Annotated in this window: 18 protein-coding genes and 1 riboswitch; of the genes, 8 read left to right on the top strand and 10 right to left on the bottom strand. The window is 67.8% G+C overall.

Annotated elements, in window-relative coordinates:
• Positions 1-87 precede the first annotated feature (87 nt).
• A complete protein-coding gene (locus NJD74_RS11755) occupies positions 88-726 on the bottom strand; it encodes an NAD(P)H-binding protein (RefSeq protein WP_019185768.1) in 639 nt (212 codons plus the stop codon).
• A gap of 96 nt (positions 727-822) precedes the next feature.
• On the opposite strand from NJD74_RS11755, the gene NJD74_RS11750 reads away from it, so the two are divergent.
• On the top strand, positions 823-1,725 hold the full coding sequence (locus tag NJD74_RS11750) for a LysR family transcriptional regulator (RefSeq protein ID WP_102788966.1): 903 nt from the start codon (positions 823-825) through the stop codon (positions 1,723-1,725).
• 84 nt (positions 1,726-1,809) lie between these two features.
• Positions 1,810-2,460: a phosphoglycolate phosphatase gene (gene gph, locus NJD74_RS11745; RefSeq protein ID WP_026070183.1), complete on the top strand. Its 651-nt coding sequence runs from the start codon at positions 1,810-1,812 to the stop codon at positions 2,458-2,460.
• 109 nt (positions 2,461-2,569) lie between these two features.
• Here the strand turns inward: gph and btuB are convergent, their stop codons facing one another.
• On the bottom strand, positions 2,570-4,411 hold the full coding sequence (btuB, locus tag NJD74_RS11740; protein ID WP_102788967.1) for a TonB-dependent vitamin B12 receptor: 1,842 nt from the start codon (positions 4,409-4,411) through the stop codon (positions 2,570-2,572).
• 122 nt (positions 4,412-4,533) lie between these two features.
• Positions 4,534-4,766: riboswitch (cobalamin riboswitch) on the bottom strand.
• Positions 4,767-4,918: 152 nt separating this feature from the next.
• Between btuB and NJD74_RS11735 the strand changes: the two genes are divergently transcribed.
• Positions 4,919-5,497 carry a histidine phosphatase family protein gene (locus NJD74_RS11735; protein ID WP_046273810.1) on the top strand — a complete coding sequence of 193 codons (579 nt, stop codon included), beginning with the start codon at positions 4,919-4,921 and terminating at the stop codon, positions 5,495-5,497.
• A 36-nt stretch (positions 5,498-5,533) separates the two neighbouring features.
• Here NJD74_RS11735 and NJD74_RS11730 read toward each other — a convergent pair whose 3' ends face one another.
• Positions 5,534-5,905, bottom strand: coding sequence for a TfoX/Sxy family protein (locus tag NJD74_RS11730; RefSeq protein WP_070471647.1), 372 nt, complete (start codon positions 5,903-5,905; stop codon positions 5,534-5,536).
• The gene (locus NJD74_RS11725; RefSeq protein ID WP_102788968.1) at positions 5,902-6,384 is read right to left on the bottom strand and encodes a GAF domain-containing protein; all 483 of its coding nucleotides are present in this window, start codon (positions 6,382-6,384) and stop codon (positions 5,902-5,904) included. Before NJD74_RS11725 ends, NJD74_RS11730 begins: the two co-directional genes overlap by 4 nt.
• A gap of 119 nt (positions 6,385-6,503) precedes the next feature.
• Here NJD74_RS11725 and bioD point away from each other — a divergent pair, with 119 nt between their 5' ends.
• Positions 6,504-7,187: a dethiobiotin synthase gene (bioD, locus tag NJD74_RS11720; RefSeq protein WP_046273813.1), complete on the top strand. Its 684-nt coding sequence runs from the start codon at positions 6,504-6,506 to the stop codon at positions 7,185-7,187.
• A 3-nt stretch (positions 7,188-7,190) separates the two neighbouring features.
• On the opposite strand, the gene NJD74_RS11715 is transcribed toward bioD, so the two are convergent.
• From NJD74_RS11715 to msrB, 4 genes are all read right to left on the bottom strand, one after another.
• Positions 7,191-8,621 (bottom strand): PLP-dependent aminotransferase family protein, encoded by a 1,431-nt coding sequence (locus NJD74_RS11715; RefSeq protein ID WP_254427826.1) that lies wholly within the window; start codon positions 8,619-8,621, stop codon positions 7,191-7,193.
• 156 nt (positions 8,622-8,777) lie between these two features.
• Positions 8,778-9,524, bottom strand: coding sequence for a peptide-methionine (S)-S-oxide reductase MsrA (gene msrA / locus NJD74_RS11710; RefSeq protein ID WP_102788970.1), 747 nt, complete (start codon positions 9,522-9,524; stop codon positions 8,778-8,780).
• A gap of 11 nt (positions 9,525-9,535) precedes the next feature.
• Positions 9,536-11,296: a cytochrome c biogenesis protein DipZ gene (locus tag NJD74_RS11705; RefSeq protein ID WP_319624206.1), complete on the bottom strand. Its 1,761-nt coding sequence runs from the start codon at positions 11,294-11,296 to the stop codon at positions 9,536-9,538.
• A gap of 35 nt (positions 11,297-11,331) precedes the next feature.
• Positions 11,332-11,838 (bottom strand): peptide-methionine (R)-S-oxide reductase MsrB, encoded by a 507-nt coding sequence (gene msrB, locus NJD74_RS11700; RefSeq protein WP_070471651.1) that lies wholly within the window; start codon positions 11,836-11,838, stop codon positions 11,332-11,334.
• Positions 11,839-11,984: 146 nt separating this feature from the next.
• Here msrB and NJD74_RS11695 point away from each other — a divergent pair, with 146 nt between their 5' ends.
• Both NJD74_RS11695 and NJD74_RS11690 read left to right on the top strand, forming a co-directional pair.
• On the top strand, positions 11,985-12,707 hold the full coding sequence (locus NJD74_RS11695) for a response regulator transcription factor (RefSeq protein ID WP_070471652.1): 723 nt from the start codon (positions 11,985-11,987) through the stop codon (positions 12,705-12,707).
• Entirely contained in the window at positions 12,704-14,170 is a 1,467-nt protein-coding gene (locus NJD74_RS11690; protein WP_046273818.1) for a HAMP domain-containing sensor histidine kinase, read from the top strand. The genes NJD74_RS11695 and NJD74_RS11690 overlap by 4 nt, the downstream gene beginning before the upstream one ends.
• Before the next feature lie 94 nt (positions 14,171-14,264).
• Here NJD74_RS11690 and NJD74_RS11685 read toward each other — a convergent pair whose 3' ends face one another.
• Together NJD74_RS11685 and queD are read right to left on the bottom strand one after the other, a co-directional pair.
• A complete protein-coding gene (locus tag NJD74_RS11685) occupies positions 14,265-14,630 on the bottom strand; it encodes a phasin family protein (protein WP_102788972.1) in 366 nt (121 codons plus the stop codon).
• A gap of 188 nt (positions 14,631-14,818) precedes the next feature.
• Positions 14,819-15,172: a 6-carboxytetrahydropterin synthase QueD gene (queD, locus tag NJD74_RS11680; RefSeq protein WP_019182605.1), complete on the bottom strand. Its 354-nt coding sequence runs from the start codon at positions 15,170-15,172 to the stop codon at positions 14,819-14,821.
• A 188-nt stretch (positions 15,173-15,360) separates the two neighbouring features.
• Here queD and NJD74_RS11675 point away from each other — a divergent pair, with 188 nt between their 5' ends.
• Positions 15,361-18,006: a TonB-dependent receptor gene (locus NJD74_RS11675; RefSeq protein WP_102789032.1), complete on the top strand. Its 2,646-nt coding sequence runs from the start codon at positions 15,361-15,363 to the stop codon at positions 18,004-18,006.
• Between the two features lie 148 nt (positions 18,007-18,154).
• Entirely contained in the window at positions 18,155-20,695 is a 2,541-nt protein-coding gene (locus NJD74_RS11670; RefSeq protein ID WP_102788973.1) for a M14 family zinc carboxypeptidase, read from the top strand.
• The last annotated feature ends 25 nt before the right edge of the window (positions 20,696-20,720 follow it).

The following is a 20,720-nucleotide window of genomic DNA, read 5'->3' as shown; positions in this document are numbered from 1 at the left end:
GACATGACACCGGGGGGAACGGCCCCGACATGACACCGGGGCCGGTAGAGCCGACCGTTGGTCGGCTGCTTCACATCGGCGGCCTGGTCAGTACGCAACCGTGGCGATCTGCCGCACGTACTGCGGGGTTTCGATCTCGCTGACGAAGGCGTCGGCGTAGTCGGCGTAGCTGATCCGGCTGTGTCCGTCGGCACCGACCAGGAAATTCTTCGCCTGGCTGCGGAAGCCGCCGCGCTGCGGGCCGGGGCCGATCTCGGCGGCGGGCGAGTAGAAGGTCCAGTCCAGGTCATCGACGGCCTGCAGCTGCTTCAGCGTCTCGCGCGCGGCCAGGGCGACCGGCTTGTAGGCATCCGGGAAGCCCTCGGTGTCCACCAGTTGCACGCCCGGGGCGACTTCCAGGCTGCCCGCACCGCCGACCATGATGAAGCGCGGTACGCCGGCCTGGCGGGCTGCCTTGACCAGCGCGGCGCTGGTGGTGGTCACGGTGCTCGGCGCATCACCCGGGCGCGGGCCGAAGGCGCTGGCCAGCACGTCGTGGCCGGCGATCACGGCGGCCAGGGCATCGGTATCGTCCAGCGCGGCGACGGCCAGCTGGGCGCCCTCCAGTTCGGCCGGCAGGTCGGTCTCGCGGCGCACGATGGCGGTGACCTGATGGCCGCGGGCGAGGGCCTGGCGGGTGATTTCACGGCCGATATTGCCGGTGGCACCAACAAGCGCGATTTTCATGGGGCAGGTCCGTTGAGGAAGGAAGGCCAGCGTATGCCTCTGGAATCGAACGAAAAACCGCGTATAACGGCCTAATTTGTTGCACGGATCGATCAAATGGACCGGATGACCGCCATGAACGTGTTCGTCGAGGTCGCCGAGCGCGGCAGCCTGACCGCAGCGGCCGAGGCACTGGAAATGTCGCGGGCGATGGTGACCCGTTATCTGGCCGAGGTGGAGCGCTGGCTGGGCGCGCGGCTGCTGCACCGGACCACGCGCCGGATCAGCCTGACCGGGCCGGGCGAAGCCGCGCTGCTGCGGTTCCGGCAGATGCTGGCGATCGGTGATGAGCTGCGTGGTGAGCTGGCCACGGACAACCCCGAGCCGCACGGGCTGCTGCGGGTCACCGCGAGTGTCTCCTTCGGGCAGATCCACCTGGCGGCGGCGGTGGCGGCGTTCGTCAAACGGCATCCGCTCACGCGCGTGGAACTGCTGCTGGTGGATCGGGTGGTGAATCTGGTCGAAGAGCGCGTGGACATCGCGGTGCGCATTTCGCGCGCGATCGATCCGAGTCTGATCGCGCGGCCGTTGGCGCCGTGCCGTTCGGTGCTGTGCGCGTCGCCGTCGTACCTGACCGAGCACGGCACGCCGACCACCGCCGATGCACTGGCCGCGCACAACTGCCTGACGCACCACTATGTCGGCAAGAGCGTGTGGCACCTGCAACGCGACGGACGGAAGATCGCGGTGGCGGTAGGCGGCAACATCAGTGCCAATGAAGCGTCGCTGCTGCTCGAAGCGGTGCGTGCCGGCGCCGGCATCGCGATGTTGCCGACGTACCAGATCGCCCCGTTGCTCCGCAGTGGCGAGCTGATCGAGGTGCTGCCTGATTACGAAGTGGAAGGCTTGGGTATCCACGCGGTATATGCGTCACGCCGGCAGCTGCCGACAATCATGCGCAGCTTCCTGGATTTCCTGGTGGAACGTTTTGCCAGCCCGGCATTCCTGGCGCAGCTGTAAACGCGGCGCTACCCGGGCGTGCATCGGCATCACACACGCACCTCCGTACAATGGCCCTTCCCTGCTGTGGAAGTGAGCATTGCCTTGTCGTACCCGTATCCGTTGGTGGTGTTCGATCTGGATGGCACGCTGGTGGACAGCGCCGCCGATATCGCCGAGGCGTTGAACCGCACGCTGGAGGACTGGCAGTTGCCGCGCGTGCCCGAGGCCACCGTGCTGACCTGGATCGGCGATGGTGTGCGCCGATTGGTGGAGCAGGCATTCGATGCGGCTGGCAGCGCCGTCGAACTGGACAAGGTGATGCCCGGTTTCATGCGGCACTACGAGGCGTGCCTGTTGCGCAGCCCACGTCTGTTTGATGGTGTGACCGACACGTTGGCCGCATTGCGCGAACGCGCGGTGACGCTGGCGATCTGCACCAACAAGCCGTCGGCGCTGGTGGCGCCGTTGCTGCAGCATTTCGGGTTGCAGGATCAGTTCGCGCTGGTGCTGGGCGGAGATTCGCTGCCGGAACGCAAGCCCAGTGGTGCGCCGTTGCGGCATATCGCGGCGCACTTCGAGGTGGCCGTCGAGGCGGCCCTGATGGTGGGTGATTCGATCACCGATTACCGCGCCGCGGTGGATGCGGGCATGCCGGTGGCGCTGGTGCGCTATGGGTATCCGCGCGGGCTCGATCTAAACAACGTCGCGGCGGTGGCGGTGATGGACGATCTGCGGGAACTGCTGGCGCTCTAATGCGCGTGTGCCGACCAACGGTCGGCACCTACCAGGGTCAACGATTGTGCCGACCAATGGTCGGCAGCTGCCGAGGGTGGGACGGCAGCGGTGCCGCCGTCCCGCACGCTTATTTCGGCTGGTAACGCACGCTCAGGCGGTACTCGCGGCCCGGCTGGTTGTACCAGGCAACGGTTTCGTAATCGCGGTCGAAGACATTGCTGACGCGGCCCAGCACCGACCAGTCGCGGCTCAGTGCGTATTCCAGGCGCAGGTCCACGGTGCCATAGCCACCCAGGCGCACGGTGTTGGCCGCATCGTCGTAACGCTTGCCGGCGCCGTTGGCGGTGAGGCCGGTGCGGAAGTCACCGAAGCGGCGATCGACGTCCAGGCGCGCGGTGTTCTGGGCGCGGCGGGCCAGCCAGTTGTCGAACTGCGCGCTGCCGTCGGTGCGGTTGCGCGGGTCGGTGTGGCTGAGCTGTGCATTGAGGTCGAACCCGGCCACGGTGATCGCACCGGTCAGTTCGGCGCCGCGGATGCGGGCCTTCTCGACCTGCGACATCATGAAGGTCGTCGCGTCGTAGGTGATCAGGTCATCGATGCGCGTTTCGTACACATCCAGACCCCAGCGCCAGCCCTCACCCTGCTGGGCAATGCCGACGTTCGCGCTCTTGGATTTTTCCGGGTCCAGGGTCGGCACGCCGCTCCACGGGTCGTACAGATCGCTGAAGGTCGGGGCCTTGAACGCGGTGCCGTAGCTGGCGTTGAGGCGGAAGCCGCTGCCCAGCTCCAGCCCCCAGCCGAGGCTGCCGGTGGTGTGGTTGCCGAACTGCTCGTTGTCGTCGTTGCGCACGCTGGCCTGCAGGTGGTGCGCGCCGAAGCGGCCCTGGTACTGCACGAACACGCCGGTGTTGTCGCGGCTGTCGACCAGATAGCCGGCGCTGCTGCCGTCCAGGTTGTCCTGGCTCCAGTCCACGCCGGCGCTCAGCAGCTGGCCATCGGCGATGCCGATATCGGCCTGCACCGAGGCGCTGTCACGGTGGGTCTGCGCGTTGCCCAGCCAGGCATCACCGTTGTAGTTGTCCGATTCGTTGTCGGCCCGGCCGACATTGACGGTCAGGTTGAAGCGCGCGCTGGGCGTGTAGCGCAGCTTGCCACCGAGCACCTGCTGCAGGGTCTCGGAGTAGTTGTAGTAGCCGTCGTAGTGGTTCTCGCCTTCGGCGCGCAGCGCGGTGCCTTCCAGGCTCAGCGTATCGGTCAGCGCATAGCCGCCGCGCAGGCTCATCGACAGGTTGCGGTAGCCATCGCGGTCGGGCTCATTGGCGCCACAGCCGGCGAACGGCGAGACGGAGCCGCGGCAGGCGTTGATGCCGTCGGTGTGCTGGTAGGCGATGTCGGTGCCGAACCAGCCACGCTCGCCACTGCCACCGAAGCCACCGCTGGCCTCGCGCAGGCCGTTGCTGCCGCCGCCGAGCTGCAGGTGTGGCGCGAACTGGCCGGCATTGCGGCGGGTGAAGATCTGGATCACGCCACCGATCGCGTCGGCGCCGTACAGGCTGGACTGCGGGCCACGCACGATCTCGATGCGCTCGATCTGCGCCAGCGGCAGGTCCTGGATCATGGCCAGGCCGAGGTCACCGGTGTTGATGCGCACGCCGTCGATCAGCACCAGGGTGTGGGCCGAGTTGGTGCCGCGCAGGAACAGCGAGCTCTGCTTGCCCAGGCCACCGCTGTTGTTGAGGTTGATGCCGGCCCGGCCGCGCAGCAGCTCCTGCAGCGACGGTGCCTGGCTGCGCTCGATCTCGGCGCGGTCGATCACCTGCGCTGGCGAGATGCTGTCCTGCAGGGCGATCGGGGTGCGGGTGGCGGTGACCAGTACCTGGTCCAGCGCGGTCGCCTCGTCCTGGGCCGACGCCAGCAGGGGCAGGGCCGACAACACGGCCAGGGAAAGGACTTGGATCTGCAGCTTCATCGATGACTCCATGCACCGCGCACGCCCGCGCGGCAAGGGGTGGGGATGATCGCGCTGCAGGGATGGATCGACGGTTGGCGGACGCGCACGGCGCCGCTTGCCGCCGCCATGCCCGCCGCATCGCAACCAGTCGTCTTCCAGGCCGGTCTCCGGGCTTGCGGGTCGATGGCGGTGCCATCGTGCCAGGCGCCTTCCCATGCCGGAGCACAGTGGCGTGTTGCCTGGTGTTTCCTCGCTTACCGTTGCGGGGGCAGCGCCGGAGTGGCGGCGGGGCACGAGGCCTGACGCGTCACCGGCTTCCCGTTTCAACCTGGCGGCATTGCAGCCCCGGGTCACCTGAAAGTGGGCGCAGTCTAAGCCATCGGCCGGGCCGGTGGAGCGCACCGGTTAGAATGCGCCTCGCTTTTTCGATGTGATCTCCATGACCCCGACGTGGTTGCAGCACCCCGGTACCGACGCCCGTGACCCTCACCGGCCGGCCGCAGCGGGCAGCAGAGGGGGCCCGGCATGATCCTCGACCTGATCCGCCACGCCAGCACCGGCCGCGACGACCATCTCGATGGCCGTACCGATCCACCGCTGCATGAGGGCGCCACCGACGCGCTGTGCGCGCGCTACGCGGCGCTGTCCTGGGAGCGCGTGCTGTGCTCGCCGCGGCAGCGCGCCGTGCGCACCGCCGAAGCGCTGGCGGCCCCGCTCGGGCGGGGGGTGGACACTGACGAGGAATGGGAAGAGCTGGATTTCGGCGACTGGGATGGTGCCGCGCTGGAGGCGCTGCCGATGGACGCGCTGTCGGCGTTCCATCTGGACCCGCACGCCAACCCGCCGCCGCACGGCGAAAGCTGGGGCCACTTCGAGCGCCGCATCGCGCGTGGGCTGCACCGGCTGCTGGATGATCCGGACCCGGTGCCGACCCTGATCGTCAGTCATGGCGGGCCGCTGCGCATGGTGCTGTCGCAGGTCTGCGGGTTGCCGATGGCGATGTGCTGGGCGCTGCGCATCGACCACGGCACGCGGCTGCGGCTGCGCGTGGAGCGCGAAGACGATCAACTCTGGGGCGAGCTGCTGGAACTGCAGCAGGTATGAAGCGCGCAGGACCGACGATGCGTCGGTCCGTGCGGATCAGCGAGGCTCGTCGTCGCTCTCGAACGGCGATGCCTCATCGCCCTCATCATCGCGATGCTCGACCGTGCGGTCGTAGACCGGGCCGGACGCGGGCGGCGCCTTCTTCAGCGGCTGCTCGGCGATGATGGCCTCGTACTCGGCCACCAGCACGGTACGGCGTGCTTCCGGCAGTTCCTGCCAGTGGCAGTCCTGCAGCGCGCCTTCCAGCGAATAGAGCAGGTTCAGGCTCGGTTTGAAGCCGGCACGGCGCACCTTGACGAAGGCACCCACGGCGCCGACCGCCACCAGGTCTTCCGGCGTACGCAGACCGACCTGGCGCAGCCATGCTGCGCTCTTCGGGCCGATGTTGCGCAGCTTGGCGCCACTCATCCCAGGGCCTCGACGAACACCGCGGCGATCGCTTCAAGGCCGGCCTGGTCCTCGGCGTCGAAGCGCGCCAGCGACGGGCTGTCCAGATCGAATACACCGACCAGGTTGCCGTTGTGGACCAGCGGCACCACCAGCTCCGAGCGCGAGGCCGAGTCGCAGGCGATGTGGCCCGGGAAGGCGTCCACGTCTTCGATGCGCTGGGTAACCCGCTGCGAGGCGGCGGCGCCACACACGCCCTTGTCGAGCGGAATGCGCACGCAGGCGGGCAGGCCCTGGAACGGGCCGACGACCAGCTCGTTGCCGTCGAAGAAGTAGAAGCCGACCCAGTTCAGGTGCGGCAGGGCGTGGTAGACGAGCGCCGACAGGTTGGCCGCATTGGCGATGCGGTCGCGCTCGCCATGCACCAGGGCACGGGCCTGGGCCAGCAGCTGGCCGTACTGTTCCGGCTTGCTGCCGGTAAGCGTGGAGGTATCGAACATGGCCGCAGTCTACCAAGCCGCACGCCCGCCTGCGCCGGGGCCGGCGGAACGCAGCAGACCGCAGCGCGGCGTTGCCGGGACGGCGGATAATGACGCGTTTCCAGCCCTGGTCGTCTTTCATGTCCCTGCCTGCGCCGTTGCCCGCCGCTTTGTTCGTCACCGGTACCGATACCGGCATCGGCAAGACCTTCAGCAGCTGCGTGCTGCTGCATGCCCTGCGCCGGCATGGCGGCACGGCCGTGGGCATGAAGCCGGTCGCCAGCGGCTGTGAGCGCACCCCGCAGGGCCTGCGCAACGAGGACGCCACCGCCCTGCTGGCTGCCAGCGTGCCGACGCCCGGGTACGACGACCTGAACCCCTTCGCGCTGGAGCAGCCGCTCGCGCCGGAGATCGCGGCGGCAGAAGCGGGCGTGCAACTGTCGCTGGCGCCGATCGAAGCTGCCTTCGCGCGCCTGCGTGCCAGCGCGGACACGGTGGTGGTGGAGGGCGTCGGCGGCTGGCTGGCGCCGCTGTCGGCCACGCTGGACCAGAGTGATCTGGTGCAGGCGCTGAAGCTGCCGGTGGTGATGGTGGTCGGGCTGCGGCTGGGTTGCCTCAACCACGCACGGCTGACCGCCGAGGCGATCGCGGCCCGCGGCGCGCACTGCATCGGTTGGATCGCCAACGAGGTGGACCCGGCGATGGCGCGCCGCGATGAGAATGTCGCGTTGCTCAAGGCGCGGTTGCCGATGCCGTGCTGGGGTCGCCTGCCGTATGCGCCGGGTGCGGATCCGGCGAGCCTGGCAGACCGCCTGGTGTTCTGAGCGTCAGCCGCCTGCGCGCACCTGCAGCGCGCTGGCGAGCCGGCCGACCGTGGCAATCGCGCTGGCGAAGCGCTCGTCCAGTTCCTGGCAGCACGACAGGCGCAGGCAATGCCGGTAGCGGGCACCGCGCGAGTACACCTGGCCGGGCATGAACACCACGCCCTCGGCCAAGGCCTGCTCGAACAGCTCCCCGGCATCGATCGCCGGGGGCAGCTCCACCCACAGAAGGAACCCACCGGTCGGCTGGGTGGCCGAGGTGCCGGGCGGAAAATGCTGGGCGATCAGCCCACGCACGTGGCTCACCTGGTCGCTGTAGAGCCGGCGCAGCCCACGCAGGTGGTGTTCGTAGTTTCCGGCCTCCAGGAATGCCGCCACCGCATCGCCGAGCAGGCGTGATTCGGCGCCGGAGGAATGGAATTTCAGCAGCTGGATATCGGCAGCGAAGCGACCCCCATCGAGCCAGCCGATCCGGTAATCCGGCGCCAGCGTCTTGGAGAAACCACTGCAGACCATGATCCAGCCATCGCGATCGAAGCTCTTGGCCAGCGGTTCCAGCGGCTCCTTGAACTGCAGCTCGGCGTAGACCGCATCTTCGATCAACGGCACCTGGTAATGGTTCACCAGCTCGGCCAGGCGCTGCTTGTTCGGCACGGGCATGCTGCCGCCGAGTGGATTGTGCACGGTCGGCATGACCATGATCGCGGCGATGCCGCCGGCGGCGAGCAGCGCTTCCAGTGCTTCCAGATCGAGGCCGTCCCTCGGATGGGTGGGCAGCTCGATCGCGCGCAGGCCCAGGCTGCGCAGCAGCGGGTAGATGTTGAAATACGAGGGCGCTTCGATCGCGACCGCATCGCCGGGTTGGGTCACCACGCGCAGCGCCAGCTGCAGGGCTTCCATCGCGCCATGGGTGAGCACCAGCCGGTCGGTGGTGGTGTGCAGCCCCAGCCGTGGCCCTCGCTGCACGATCTGCGTCAACAGCCGTGCCGCACCGTTGGGACGTGCGTAGGTCTCCACCGTGGTGGCAGCCCGGCGCAGTACCTGCGCGGTGATGCGGGCCAGCTGCGCACCGGGATAGAAGCGCTTGCCGCGCGGCCCGGCGAAGGCCAGGTCGACGATGCCCGGTTGCTGCTGTGCGGCCAGCACGCGCGCCATCATCGCCTGCTGTGCCGGTGCGGTGGGCGGAGACGGCGCCTGCCGCAGCGACTGCGTCGGTTCGGGCAGACGCGGGCTGACCACGAAGCCGGCCTTGGGCCGCGGCAGCACCAGCCCGGCATCCTCCAGCTGCCGATACGCGGCGATCACCGTGTTGAGGCTGAGGCTGCGCTGTGTCGCCAGGCCGCGCAGCGACGGCAGCCGGGTGCCGACCGGCAAGCGCCCACTGCGGATCGCGTCGGCCATTTCATCGGCCAGGGACTGGTAGAGGTTGGTCGCCATCGGCATCTGCATCCACGGGTATCTGTAACCGTGCGGATGCCAGTCATCTGCATCTGTATCCGCGTTGGGACGCAGCCTACCATGGGCGTGACGACTTCTCTCGCGCACGGCAGAGCGGTGTGTGCCGTGCGTCTTTTCTTCTGGTTCGCCGCGTGATCAGCGCGCCGAAATGGAGGTACTCACCAGGCGCGGCTGCTCGCGGTACAGCGCCGGATACTGCTGCTTCAGCGCGGCCACCTTGGGCAGGTCGTTGATCCGGATATACAGCGATTCCGGATGCAGCGTGAGGTAGTTCTGGTGATAGCCCTCGGCGGCGAAGAACGGCTTGCCACCCTCGACCTGGGTCACCACCGGCGCGGCGTAGGTCCTGGCCTGCTGCAGCTGGGCGATGTAGGCGCGGGTGGCATCGCGCTGCGCGGCGTCGTCGGCATAGACCGCCGAGCGGTACTGGGTGCCGCGGTCCGGGCCCTGCCGGTTGAGCTGGGTCGGATCATGCGCCACCGAGAAGAACACCTGCATCAGCTGGCCATAGCTGACCTGGGCCGGATCGTAGGTGACCTGTACCGCCTCGGCATGGCCGGTACCACCGCCGCCGACGCGCGGGTAGGTGGCGTTCGCCGCACTGCCGCCGATGTAGCCGGAGAGCGCATTGTCCACGCCCTTGATGTGCTGGAACACGCCCTGCACGCCCCAGAAGCAGCCACCGGCGAACACCACCTGCGCGCGCTTCACGCCGGGTTGGCGCAGGTCCGCCTTGCCGGCAGGGGGAGGCAAGGCCACGGTCGTGGCGGCCGCGGCAGCGTGTGCCGGCCGATCAAGACCGACCACCACCACGCTGGCGGTGAGTGCCGCGATGGCGACAGCGATGCCGCCTGCAACGAGTTTGTCGAACGCGATCTTCATGCGATAGCTCCTCAACCAAACGTAAAGGCGTAGGCGTGCACGCCCGGATCGAGGAACTCGATCTCGAAGGTGCGCTCCTGCACGGTGCCGGACTGGCGGATCAGCTGATACAGACGGTTTTCATCCACGCGGCCGTCGCCATCGGCGGTGATGTCACCGCCGGCCGCTGCGCCCGGCGCCTGCCCGTCGATGCGCACGCGGAAGCGGACCGGCTTGCCGTCCTCGCCCGGGGCCAGCACCAGGTGCAGGTCGCGCGCATGGAAGCGGAAGGCGATACGGCCGCCATCCGTCTCCAGCCGGGCGTCTTCGTTGCCCACCGTCCAGCGTCCTGCCAATGCCCACTGGTTGTGTTGAAGGGTGGCAGGGACGGTGTAGTCGGCAGGCTGGTCCTGGCGCTGGCCACCGGGCGAGGCGAAGTTCTCGGCGCGAGCGTGACCCAGGTAGGTCTCCGGCGATTTGAGGTTGTCCATGTCGGCCTGGCGCGCCACGCCATCCAGCGCCATCGCCACCGGTGCGTCATCACCGGGGAGGGTGTTGCCGGCCTCGCGCAGCAGCTGGCGGATGATCTGCTCGGACTGCGCATAGTTGCCTTCACCGAAGTGATGCGCACGGATCTGGCCCTGCGCATCGATGAAGTAGTGCGCCGGCCAGTACTTGTTGTTGAAGCCGCGCCAGATGGCGAAGTCGTTGTCGATCGCCACCGGGTAGGTCACCTTCAGGTCCTTCACCGCGCGCTGCACGTTGGCCAGGTTGCGCTCGAAGGCGAACTCCGGTGCGTGCACGCCGATCACCACCAGCCCGTGGTCGCGATAGCGCTCGGCCCACTCGCGCACGTACGGCATCGCGCGCAGGCAGTTGATGCAGGAGTAGGTCCAGAAATCGACCAGCACCACCTTGCCGCGCAGCGGCGGTGCATCCAAGGGCGGGCTGTTGAGCCACCCGGTGGCACCGGCCAGCGAGGGCAGGGTGCCTTCCACCGGCAGTGGCTGCCCGGGCGTGCTCGCAGCGGCGCGCATCATCGCCGCGCCGGCGGCCGGTTCCTGTGCTGGCAGCACGTCGAGCAGGCCCTGTTCCAGCTTGGCGGTGCTGACCATGGAGAGCCGGGTCAGTACGCCGGTATCCCAGCCCATCGCGATGGCGACCACCGCCAACAATGCGGCGATGCCCAGCCCACGGCGCACCCACTCGCCCACGCCGAGGCGACGCTTGAGCGCGGCGAACACGCGCCCGCCGATCCAGATCGCCAGCGCCAGCGAGGTCGCCGCGCCCAGTGCATAGGCGAGCAACAGCCCGCTGGTGCCGACACTGGCGCCCTGCAACGCCGCGCCGGTGAGGATCAGGCCGAGGATCGGCCCCGCGCACGGTGCCCACAGCAGGCCGGTGGCGATGCCGATCAGCAGCGAGGTACCCACGCCCCCCCGGCCCGCGTCACTGGCCGCATCGGCCGAGGCGCTCAGCCGCGCCCCCAGCCGCTGGAACGGCGACAGCAGGCGGTCGGCCAGCGCCGGCCACAGCAGCGCCAGCGCGAACACCGCCATCACCACCAGTGCGATCCAGCGCCCGATCTGGTTGGCCTGCGCCACCCATTGGCTGCTCACCGCCGCCAGGCTGGCGACCACGGCGAACATCAACGCCATGCCGATCAGCAGCGGCAGCCCACTGCGCAGGAAAGGGCGGTCGGACCGTGCGAACACGAACGGCAGCACCGGCAGGATGCAGGGGCTGAGGATGGTGAGCACGCCACCGAGGTAGGCCAGCACGAGCAGAAGCATGGAGAGGTCCTTCTATGACGCAGGGAGTGCGGCGCTCAGGCCGCGACGAAATTCATGGCCACGCCGTTCATGCAATAGCGCAGTCCGGTCGGGCGCGGGCCATCGTCGAACACGTGGCCGAGGTGGCCACCGCAACGCCGGCAGTGCGCCTCGACCCGGACCATGCCCAGCGTGGTGTCGCGGTCTTCGCCGACGGCATCGTGCAGCGGCGCCCAGAAGCTGGGCCAGCCGGTACCGCTGTCGAACTTGGTGGAGGAGGAGAACAGCGGCAGCGCGCACCCCGCACAGGTGAAGGTGCCGCGCCGGTGTTCCTTGTTGAGCGGGCTGCTGAACGGCCGCTCGGTGCCCTGCCGGCGCAGCACGCTGTACTGGGCCGGGGTGAGCTGCTCGCGCCACTGCGCATCGCTGCGCATGACCTCGAACTGGCGCGCAGGCGCGGCGGGAGCTGCCGGGGCGGGCCCGCTGCAGGCGGTCAGTCCGAACAGGCCGGCCGCGGCAGCCATGCCACCCATTCCAAGCACATTGCGACGTGTGTAACGCATGGCCGATCTCCGGGCACGGGGACGATGCGGCCATGCTGCGCCCGGCCCGGTCAACGAATCCTCACGCAGGGTTAAATTTTCCGTGACACATTCAGGTCGCGATCCGTCGACAATGCCGCCATGCCCTCCTGCCGCCCCCTGAGCCGATGAGCAGTGCCAAGCGCGTCCTGATCGTCGAAGACGATGTCCACATCGCCAACCTGCTGCGCATGCACCTGCGCGATGAAGGTTATGAGGTCACCCATGCCGCCACCGGCGACGAGGGCCTGGCCCTGCTGGAGGCGCAGCCGTGGAGCGCGCTGGTGCTGGACCTGATGCTGCCCGGTGTGGACGGCCTGGAGATCTGCAAGCGCGCCCGTGCGATGACGCGCTACACGCCGATCATCATCACCAGTGCGCGCGCCAGTGAAGTGCACCGCATTCTCGGCCTGGAGCTGGGCGCAGACGATTACCTGGCCAAGCCCTTCTCGATGCTGGAACTGGTGGCACGCGTGAAAGCGCTGCTGCGCCGGGTGGAAGCGATGGCCCAGAACGCACGCATCGATGCCGGTGAGATCGAGGTGGCCGGGCTGCGCATCGACCCGGTCGCCCGCACGGCGCTGGTGGAGGGACGACCGCTGGAGTTGACTCCGCGCGAGTTCGACCTGCTGTACTTCTTCGCCCGTCATCCCGGCCAGGTGTATTCGCGCATGGACCTGCTCAACCAGGTGTGGGGCTACCAGCACGACGGCTACGAGCACACCGTCAACACCCACATCAACCGGCTGCGCAACAAGATCGAGCGCGATGCGGCCAATCCGCAGCGCATCCAGACGGTCTGGGGACGGGGCTACAAACTGGTCGATGGCAACGAAGGGGGCGGCGCATGATCCGGCTCACGTTGTCGCAGCGCCTGTCCGCGGTGTTCTTCGCGCTGCTGCTGTTGTGCTGTGGCGCGCTGGTGTGGATCCAGATGCGCAGCACCACGGTGCATGAGCAGGAAACCGTACAGCGCCTCTCGCGCGGGCTGGCCGAACACATCGCGCGCAGTGGCGAGTTGATGGATGGCCGCGGCATGCGCAACGGCGAAGTGCGCGCGCTGTTCGGCAAGCTGATGGCGGTCAACCCGAGCGTGGAGGTATACCTGCTCGACGACCAGGGCCGCATCCTCGGCCACGATGCTCCGGACGGTCATCTCAAGCGCAGCCGGGTCGATCTGGCACCGGTAAAGGCGCTGCTGCGCGACGAGCCGCTGCCGATCCTCGGCGATGACCCGCGCAGCGCCACCGGCCGCAAGGTGTTCAACGCGGCGCCGCTGTGGGTGCAGGGGCATCAGGCCGGCTACATCTACGTGGTGCTGGTCGGTGAACAGCGAGAAGCACTGGCGGCCAACATCGCCGCAAACAGTACGCTGCGCACCACGCTGTGGTCGTTGGCGATCGTCGCGGTGGTGGGCCTGCTGGCCGGCCTGGTCGCGTTCCGTTGGGTCACCCGCCCGCTGCGCCAGCTGACCCGGCGCATCCAGTCCTTCGATGTCGATGCCGCCACTCCCGATGCCGCCCCGCCGCCGGCGCCGCTGCGCAGCGGCGAGCGCGATGAACTGGCCATCCTGCAGCACAGCTTTGGTCACATGGCCCAGCGCCTGGGCGAGCAATGGCAACAGTTGCGCCAACAGGACCTGCAGCGGCGCGAGCTGGTGGCCAATATCTCCCACGACCTGCGCACGCCGCTGTCCTCGCTGCACGGGTATCTGGAAACGCTGGCCCTCAAAGACGCCACGCTGGGCGCCGACGAGCGCCAGCGCTATCTCTCGATCGCGCTGTCGCAGAGCCACAAGGTCGGGCGCCTGGCCCAGGCGTTGTTCGAGCTGGCCCGGCTCGAACACGGCGGTGTCGTACTGGACCGCCAGGCGTTCTCGCTGCCGGATCTGATCCAGGATGTGTTCCAGAAATTCGAGCTGGCGGCCGAGTCCCGCCGGCAGACACTCAGCGCCGACATTCCGCCGGGTATCCCGCCGGTGATCGCGGACCTGGCATTGATCGAGCGGGTGCTAACCAACCTGCTCGACAACGCGATCCGCCATACGCCGGAAGGCGGGCGCATCACGGTCACCCTGCGCGCGGCCGATGGCCAGGTGCAGGTCAGCGTGGCCGATACCGGCCCGGGCATTGCCGCCGAACGCCGCGCCACCCTGTTTACCGCGATGCCGGCGTTGAGCAGCCAGCGGCCGGACAGCGGTGGGCTGGGCCTGCTGATCGTGCATCGCATCGTGCAGCTGCACGGGCGTGAGATCCGCCTGCTGGAGAGCCGGGAAGGGGCGTTGTTCGTGTTCTCGTTGCCGGCAGCGCGGTAACAGCGCCCAAAAAAAAGACCCGACAGAGGGAGGGTTCTGTCGGGTCTGGGATTGCGTGGGGGGAGGGACCCACGCAAATTCGATGTTGTCCGGCTCAGCCGCGGGTCTTGCCTGCGCTGGGCGTGGCGGCCGCGAACGGCTGCCGGGCGAGTTCGCTGAAGGCTTCGGAGGCCTTCAACCCCATGCCGGCCACTTCCTGGCTGGCGCTGGACCAACGGGCGAGGTTGTCACGCGCCAGTTGCGCGCCTTTGGGCAGCAGCAACTGCAGCGTGCCAGCATCCTGTGACTGCACGATTTCACCGAAGAACCCGCTGGTGGCGGTGATGTTCTTCTCCAGCGTCTTCAACTGCACCCCGAACATGCTTTCGGCATTTTCCAGCGCGAGCCGGTTGGCACGCGTGGCCGTGGCGGCCAGCTGGCGGGTGTAGTCGCTGAAGGAATCGGTGAACGCGGACGCCATGGTCAGGACGGCTCGAGAACGTTGATGCAATGCAGCATACGCCGAAAATATTGCATTGCAACATTCCATCGCCAGTGGTGGCCCGGTTTTAGTTGAACCGGTTTCCAATCAATGGGTTGCGAAGGCTTGCGTGCGATGATGATGGGGTGGGAGCCGACCAACGGTCGGCTCTACCGCGCGCTGCCGGGTCAGCCGCGGTAGCGGCAGCCGGAGGTGCAGGTTTCGTGCACGGTGACTTCGCTCAGCTCGGGCAGGGCCGGCTTGAGTTCGTCCCAGATCCACATCGCCAGGCGCTCGCTGGTCGGGTTCTCCAAGCCGGGGATGTCGTTGAGGTAGTGGTGGTCCAGACGGTCGTAGATCGGCTGGAAAGCGGCTTTGACGTCGCCGAAATCCATGATCCAGCCGGTCTGCTCGCCGGGCTCGCCTTCCACTTTGAGTTCCACCCGGAAGGAGTGGCCGTGCAGGCGCGCGCACTTGTGGCCCGGCGGCACGTTGGGGAGGTGGTGAGCGGCCTCGAGGGTAAAGACTTTGAAGATTTCCATGGCCGCATTGTAGCGGTGGGCTGGGGCTCCAGCAGGGGTCGGGCGTTAATTGTTGCTAACGAAAACATTTCCATCCGGATGAAGAGATGTTAGTTTCTCTTATATCCGTATGAAGAGATGTTATTGGCCGCGGTTCAGCCAGGCATGGACTACTGCGGAACTTGTCGTCCACCACCCCACTGAAGTTCATGCCCAAGCACACTCTTCTTGTAGCGGCGCTGTCCGTCGCTCTGGCAACGCCTTTGACCGCGTTTGCCGACGCCGCCCCCGATGCCGCCGCCGCCGGCGACAGCAAGACCCTTGCCGCCGTGCGGGTCACCGGGTCCAACATCAAGCGCACCGATACCGAGTCGGCCAACCCGGTGCAGGTGATCGAGCGCCAGCAGCTGGAGGAGACCGGCAAGGCCACCGTCGCCGACCTGCTGCGCTCGATCTCGGCCAACACCGGCAACGCCAACAACGAGACCACCAACAACGGCTGGGCCTCCGGTTCGGCCGGCATCGGCCTGCGCGGCCTGTCGCAGAAGAACACGCTGGTGCTGCTCAACGGCCGTCGCCTGGCCAACTACGGCTTCCCGGCCGGCGGCCTGTCGGACACCTTCGTCAACCTCAACGCGCTGCCGCTGGTGGCCGTGGAACGCATCGAAGTGCTCAAGGACGGCGCCTCGGCGGTGTACGGCTCGGACGCGGTGGCCGGCGTGGTCAACATCATCACCCGGCAGAATTTCCAGGGCGCCGAACTCGGTGGCAGCCTCGGCACCGCCGACCAGGGCGGGTTGGACGAGCAGAACCTGAAGTTCATCGGCGGCATCGGTGATCTGGACACGGATGGCTACAACATCCTGGTCAGCCTGGAAGGCTACAACCGTGAGCGCCTGGACCAGGACCAGCGCGACCTGACCAAGTCGGGCATCTACACCGACAAGCCCGGCGGCCGCTGGAACGGCTGGTCGGCCAAGGGCGCGCGGTATCTGGTCAACGGCACCTCGGTGCCGATGCTCGATGCCAACGGCAACTGCCCGGAGGGCACCACCCTGGTCGCCAGCGCGCCGATCGATGGCCTGGCCGGCAACACCTGCGGCTTCAACCAGGCGCCGTACACCACGCTGATCCCCTCGACCAAGCGTTACCAGGCCTACGTCAACGGCACCTTCCGGGTGAATGACAACGTCGAAGCCTTCGGTGAAGTGCTCTACAGCGACATCAAGGGCGTCTCCTGGTTCGGCAGCAGCCCGTTCTTCACCCTGGAAAGCGGCCGCTTCGCGCTCAACGCCGATACCGGGCTGGCCGAGCCGGTCTCCTCCAATCTGCCGGCGAGCAGCCCGTACAACCCCTACGGCCGCGCCGTGCCGATCGAGTACACCTTCTTCAACCTCGGTGCGACCATCAAGACCAACCGCTCGCAGGCCTACCGCGGCCTGGTCGGGCTGCGCGGCAGCCTGCAGAACTGGGACTGGGAAGTGGGTGCATTCGGTGCGCGCAGCAGTGAGAGCGAGACCGTCTCCGGCGGCTTTGCCAACCGCTATGCGCTGGCCGATGCGCTGGCCACCGGCAGCTACAACCTGCTCAATCCCGCGGCCACCCCGCAGGACGTGCTCAACGCGATCAACATCAGCACGCTGCGCCCGGCCGAGTCGGTGCTGCAGGGCGTGGATGCCAAGATCTCCGGTGCGCTGGGCCACACCTGGGCCGGCGAGATCGGCTTTGCCGCCGGTGCCGAGTGGCGCCGCGAGAAACTCGATTCCAACAATCCCTGGCAGATCGATGCGGGCCTGCAGATCCGCCCGGCGATCGCCGAGGTGCACGGTGAGCGCAAGGTGACCGCGGCCTATGCCGAAGTGAACGTGCCGCTGGCCGAGCGCCTGGAGCTGCAGGCCGCTGCGCGCGCCGATCATTACAGCGATTTTGGCGATGCCTTCTCGCCCAAGCTGAGCCTGCGCTGGCAGCCGTGGGACATCCTGCTGGTGCGCGCGGCCGCCTCCAAGGGCTTCCGTGCGCCGTCGCTGTCGGAGAATTCCAACAGCACCAGCATCGCCTACGGCAGCGTGATCGATCCGCGCGATCCGGATGTGCCGGGCTCGCGGCAGAACCCGACCTTCTTCACCGTGGGCAACAACGACCTCAAGCCGGAGCGTACCAAGAGCTTCAATGCCGGCATCGTGCTTTCGCCGTGGTCCAACACCAGCCTGAGCGTGGACTACTACCGCATCGAGCTGGAAAACCTGGTAGGCACCAACAACACCCAGACTCTGGTCACCGATGACGTGCCCGGCGCGGTGCTGCGCGATGAGCGTGGCAAGCTGCTGGCGGTCTACAACCGCTATCAGAACCTGAGCGAGCTGAAGACCTCCGGCTTCGATGTCGAACTGCGCCAGCGCTTCCCCACCGAGCGTGCCGGCGACTTCGGCCTGAGCACCGCCTTCACCCACGTGCGCGACTACAGCCGCCCCACCGTGGTCGGTGGTCCGCTGGTGGATTACGCCGGCAGCAACCTCGGCGCCACCCTGCCCAAGAACAAGGCGACCACCACCTTCGATTGGAGCTATGGCGATTTCCGCACCGCGCTGACCTGGTACTACACCAGCGGCTACGACCAGAAGGCCAGCGCCGCGGCCACCGCCGTGCAGGACCGCGTGGATGCCTACAACCAGTTCGACCTGTACCTGGGCTACACCGGCATCGACAAGCTGACCCTGTACGCGAAGATCCAGAACCTGGCCGATGAGGAACCGCCGTACGACGCCTCGTTCCCGGGTATCCGCGCGCCGTACGACTTCAGTCAGTACGATCTGCGCGGCCGCTACTTCACGGTCGGCTTCGACTACCGCTTCTGAACCTGCGGGCCGGTTGCCTTTGCGCCGGCCCGGCACCTGGCTGCACCGGAGCGTGCGCATCCAACGGGGCCGGCGGAGATGCCGGCCCGCTTCATGGGGAACTGCTGTGTCTTTGCATCGTGTCGTGTCACGTCCCATCACCTGGCTGATGGGCGCGTTGTGGTTGCTGGCCGCGCCAGCGTTCGCGCAGAGCGCGTACTTCTTCCCGCAGGGCGGCGAGTTCGATCCGTCCATTCCCACCCCGCAGCAGTTCCTCGGCTATGAGATCGGCAGCCGCTACACGCGGCACGACCAGCTGGTGGCCTACTTCAACGAACTGGCCAAACACTCGGACGAGATCAAGGTCGAAGAGATCGGCCGCAGTTACGAGGGCCGCCCGCTGCTGATCGCCACGGTGACCTCGGCACAGAACCTGCAGAACCTGGAGGCGCTGCGGCGCCAGCACGTCACCCTGGCCGATCCGGCGCAGCCGCTCTCGGCCGCCGGCAGCAGCCCGGTGGTGGTGTGGCTGGGCTACAGCGTGCACGGCAATGAAACCTCCAGCGGTGAAGCCGCGATGCTGACCGCCTACTACCTGGTCGCCAACCGCAGTGCGGAAACCGCGCAGTGGCTGCAGCAGGCGGTGGTGCTGTTCGATCCGGCGCAGAACCCGGACGGGCGCGACCGCGCGGCGAGCTGGCACAACGCGTATGCGTCCTCGCCGGCCTCGGCCGATCCGGCCGACAAGGAACATGTCGAACCGTTCCCGCAGGGCCGCACCAATCACTACTTCACCGACCTCAACCGCGACTGGCTGGCGCTGACCCAGCAGGACACGCGGCCGAAGATCGCCTACTTCCACCAGTGGTATCCCAACGTCCAGATCGATTTCCACGAGATGGGCAAGGACAGCACCTACTACTTCGAACCGTCGCCGGCCAGCATGCACAGCCCGCTCATCCCGGCCTCGTCGTATGCGTTCAACAAGACCCTGGCCAAGTACCACGCACAGTCGCTGGATGCACTGGGCTCGCTGTACTACACCGGGGAGAACTTCGATAATTTCTCGCCGGTCTATGGCTCGACCTACCCGGACTTCCACGGTGCGGTGGGGGTGACCGTGGAGCAGGCCAGCTCGCGCGGCCGCGTGCAGGAATCGGTCAACGGCCTGCTGACCTTCGGCTTCACCATCCGCAACCAGGTGGCCACCGGCCTGGGCACCGTGCGCGGCGCGGTCACCGAGCGCGACGGGCTGCTGAAGCTGCAGAAGGATTTCTTCCAGTCGGCCCTGAAGCAGGCCAACCAGCAGCCGGTGAAGTCGTTCGTGTTCGGCGACGCGGCCGATCCGGGCCTGACCCGGCGCCTGCTGGATCTGCTGCTGCAGCACCAGATCGCCGTGCAGGCATTGAGCGCCCCGGTGACGGTGGACGGCCAACGCTTCGAGCCGGGCAGCGCCTACGTGGTCCAGGCCGCGCAGCCGCAGTTCCGCCTCGTCCATTCGATCTTCGCCGACACCCCGCCGATCAAGGGCGATGTGTTCTACGGCAGCACCTCCTATGCGATCGCACCAGCCTACGGCGTCGCATTCGCCGCCAGCCGCAGTCGGATTGCCGGTGGCGAGCGCGTGGCCAGCGTGCCGGACGCGAACGGCGGCGTGGTCGGTGGCCAGGCGGGCTATGCCTACGTGTTTGACTGGCGCGATTACAACGCCAGCCGCGCGCTGTACGCGCTGCAGGCCAAGGGCCTGCTGACCCGCGCGGCCTTCCAGCCGTTCACGGCAGCCACCGCGCAGGGCGAGCCGTCGTTCGGCTACGGCAGCGTGGTGGTGCCGGTGGCGGGCCAGCCGCTGGCCGGTGCCGAACTGCTTGCGGCGGTCGACACGGCCGCACGCAGCAGTGGCGTGCATATCCAGGCGCTGTCCAGTGGGCAGAGCCGTGGGGGTATCGATCTGGGCAGCGACAGTCTCAAGGCACTGCGCAAGCCGGCGGTCGCGCTGGTGATGGGCGAGGGCGTGAGTGCCACCGAGATCGGCTCGGCCTGGTTCCTGCTTGATCAGCACCTGCAACTGCCGGCCAGCAAGATCGATCCGGCCCAGCTCGGCAAGGTCGCTCTGGATCGCTACACCACGATTGTCCTGGCCGGGGGCACCTACGGTGGCGTCGATGCCACCGCCGTGGCCGCGCTCAAGCGCTGGATCAATGCTGGCGGCACGTTGATCACCTATGGCACCGCCGCGCGCTGGGCGATCGAGCAGAAGCTCAGCGACGAAGTGCTGGGGCCGGAGGAGAAGGAACCGGAGGCGGCACGACGCGCCTTTGGCGATCAGCGCGACATCGCCGCGATCGAACGCGTGAGCGGCAACATCCTCAGCGCCGACGTTGACACCACGCATCCGCTGGGCTTCGGCGTGCCGCGCCGGCAGCTGGCGGTGAACAAGGAAAACGGCCTGAGCTTCCAGCCCAGCCGCAACCCGTTCTCCACGGTGGTACGCATCGACGAAGCGCCCAAGGTCAACGGGTATCTGTCCGAGCGCAACCGCAGCCGCGTCGCTGGTGCGGCCTGGCTGCTGGTCTCGCCGCAGGGGCAGGGCAACGTGGTGCTGTTCGCCGATGACCCGGCGCATCGCAAGTACTGGCACGGCACCGAGCGCCTGCTGTTGAACGCGATCTTCTTCGGCAACCAGCTCAACCCGACCAAGCCGCGCGGCTGACGCCTTCGGCAGCGGTAGTGCCGGC

It is taken from the genome of Stenotrophomonas sp. RG-453, assembly GCF_033843685.1.
Taxonomy (GTDB): domain Bacteria; phylum Pseudomonadota; class Gammaproteobacteria; order Xanthomonadales; family Xanthomonadaceae; genus Stenotrophomonas; species Stenotrophomonas bentonitica_A.
The sequence above is the reverse complement of the archived record's forward strand: the minus strand, read 5'-3'. Positions and strand labels throughout refer to the sequence as shown.

Excerpts from the sequence above, each read along its gene's own strand:
- NJD74_RS11755 (WP_019185768.1), bottom strand. The coding sequence starts at position 726 with ATGAAAATCGCGCTTGTTGGTGCCACCGGCAATATCGGCCGTGAAATC.
- NJD74_RS11750 (WP_102788966.1), top strand. The coding sequence starts at position 823 with ATGGACCGGATGACCGCCATGAACGTGTTCGTCGAGGTCGCCGAGCGC.
- btuB (WP_102788967.1), bottom strand. The coding sequence starts at position 4,411 with ATGAAGCTGCAGATCCAAGTCCTTTCCCTGGCCGTGTTGTCGGCCCTG.
- NJD74_RS11735 (WP_046273810.1), top strand. The coding sequence starts at position 4,919 with ATGATCCTCGACCTGATCCGCCACGCCAGCACCGGCCGCGACGACCAT.
- NJD74_RS11730 (WP_070471647.1), bottom strand. The coding sequence starts at position 5,905 with ATGAGTGGCGCCAAGCTGCGCAACATCGGCCCGAAGAGCGCAGCATGG.
- NJD74_RS11725 (WP_102788968.1), bottom strand. The coding sequence starts at position 6,384 with ATGTTCGATACCTCCACGCTTACCGGCAGCAAGCCGGAACAGTACGGC.
- bioD (WP_046273813.1), top strand. The coding sequence starts at position 6,504 with ATGTCCCTGCCTGCGCCGTTGCCCGCCGCTTTGTTCGTCACCGGTACC.
- NJD74_RS11715 (WP_254427826.1), bottom strand. The coding sequence starts at position 8,621 with ATGGCGACCAACCTCTACCAGTCCCTGGCCGATGAAATGGCCGACGCG.
- msrA (WP_102788970.1), bottom strand. The coding sequence starts at position 9,524 with ATGAAGATCGCGTTCGACAAACTCGTTGCAGGCGGCATCGCTGTCGCC.
- NJD74_RS11705 (WP_319624206.1), bottom strand. The coding sequence starts at position 11,296 with ATGCTTCTGCTCGTGCTGGCCTACCTCGGTGGCGTGCTCACCATCCTC.
- msrB (WP_070471651.1), bottom strand. The coding sequence starts at position 11,838 with ATGCGTTACACACGTCGCAATGTGCTTGGAATGGGTGGCATGGCTGCC.
- NJD74_RS11695 (WP_070471652.1), top strand. The coding sequence starts at position 11,985 with ATGAGCAGTGCCAAGCGCGTCCTGATCGTCGAAGACGATGTCCACATC.
- NJD74_RS11690 (WP_046273818.1), top strand. The coding sequence starts at position 12,704 with ATGATCCGGCTCACGTTGTCGCAGCGCCTGTCCGCGGTGTTCTTCGCG.
- NJD74_RS11685 (WP_102788972.1), bottom strand. The coding sequence starts at position 14,630 with ATGGCGTCCGCGTTCACCGATTCCTTCAGCGACTACACCCGCCAGCTG.
- queD (WP_019182605.1), bottom strand. The coding sequence starts at position 15,172 with ATGGAAATCTTCAAAGTCTTTACCCTCGAGGCCGCTCACCACCTCCCC.
- NJD74_RS11675 (WP_102789032.1), top strand. The coding sequence starts at position 15,361 with ATGCCCAAGCACACTCTTCTTGTAGCGGCGCTGTCCGTCGCTCTGGCA.
- NJD74_RS11670 (WP_102788973.1), top strand. The coding sequence starts at position 18,155 with ATGGGCGCGTTGTGGTTGCTGGCCGCGCCAGCGTTCGCGCAGAGCGCG.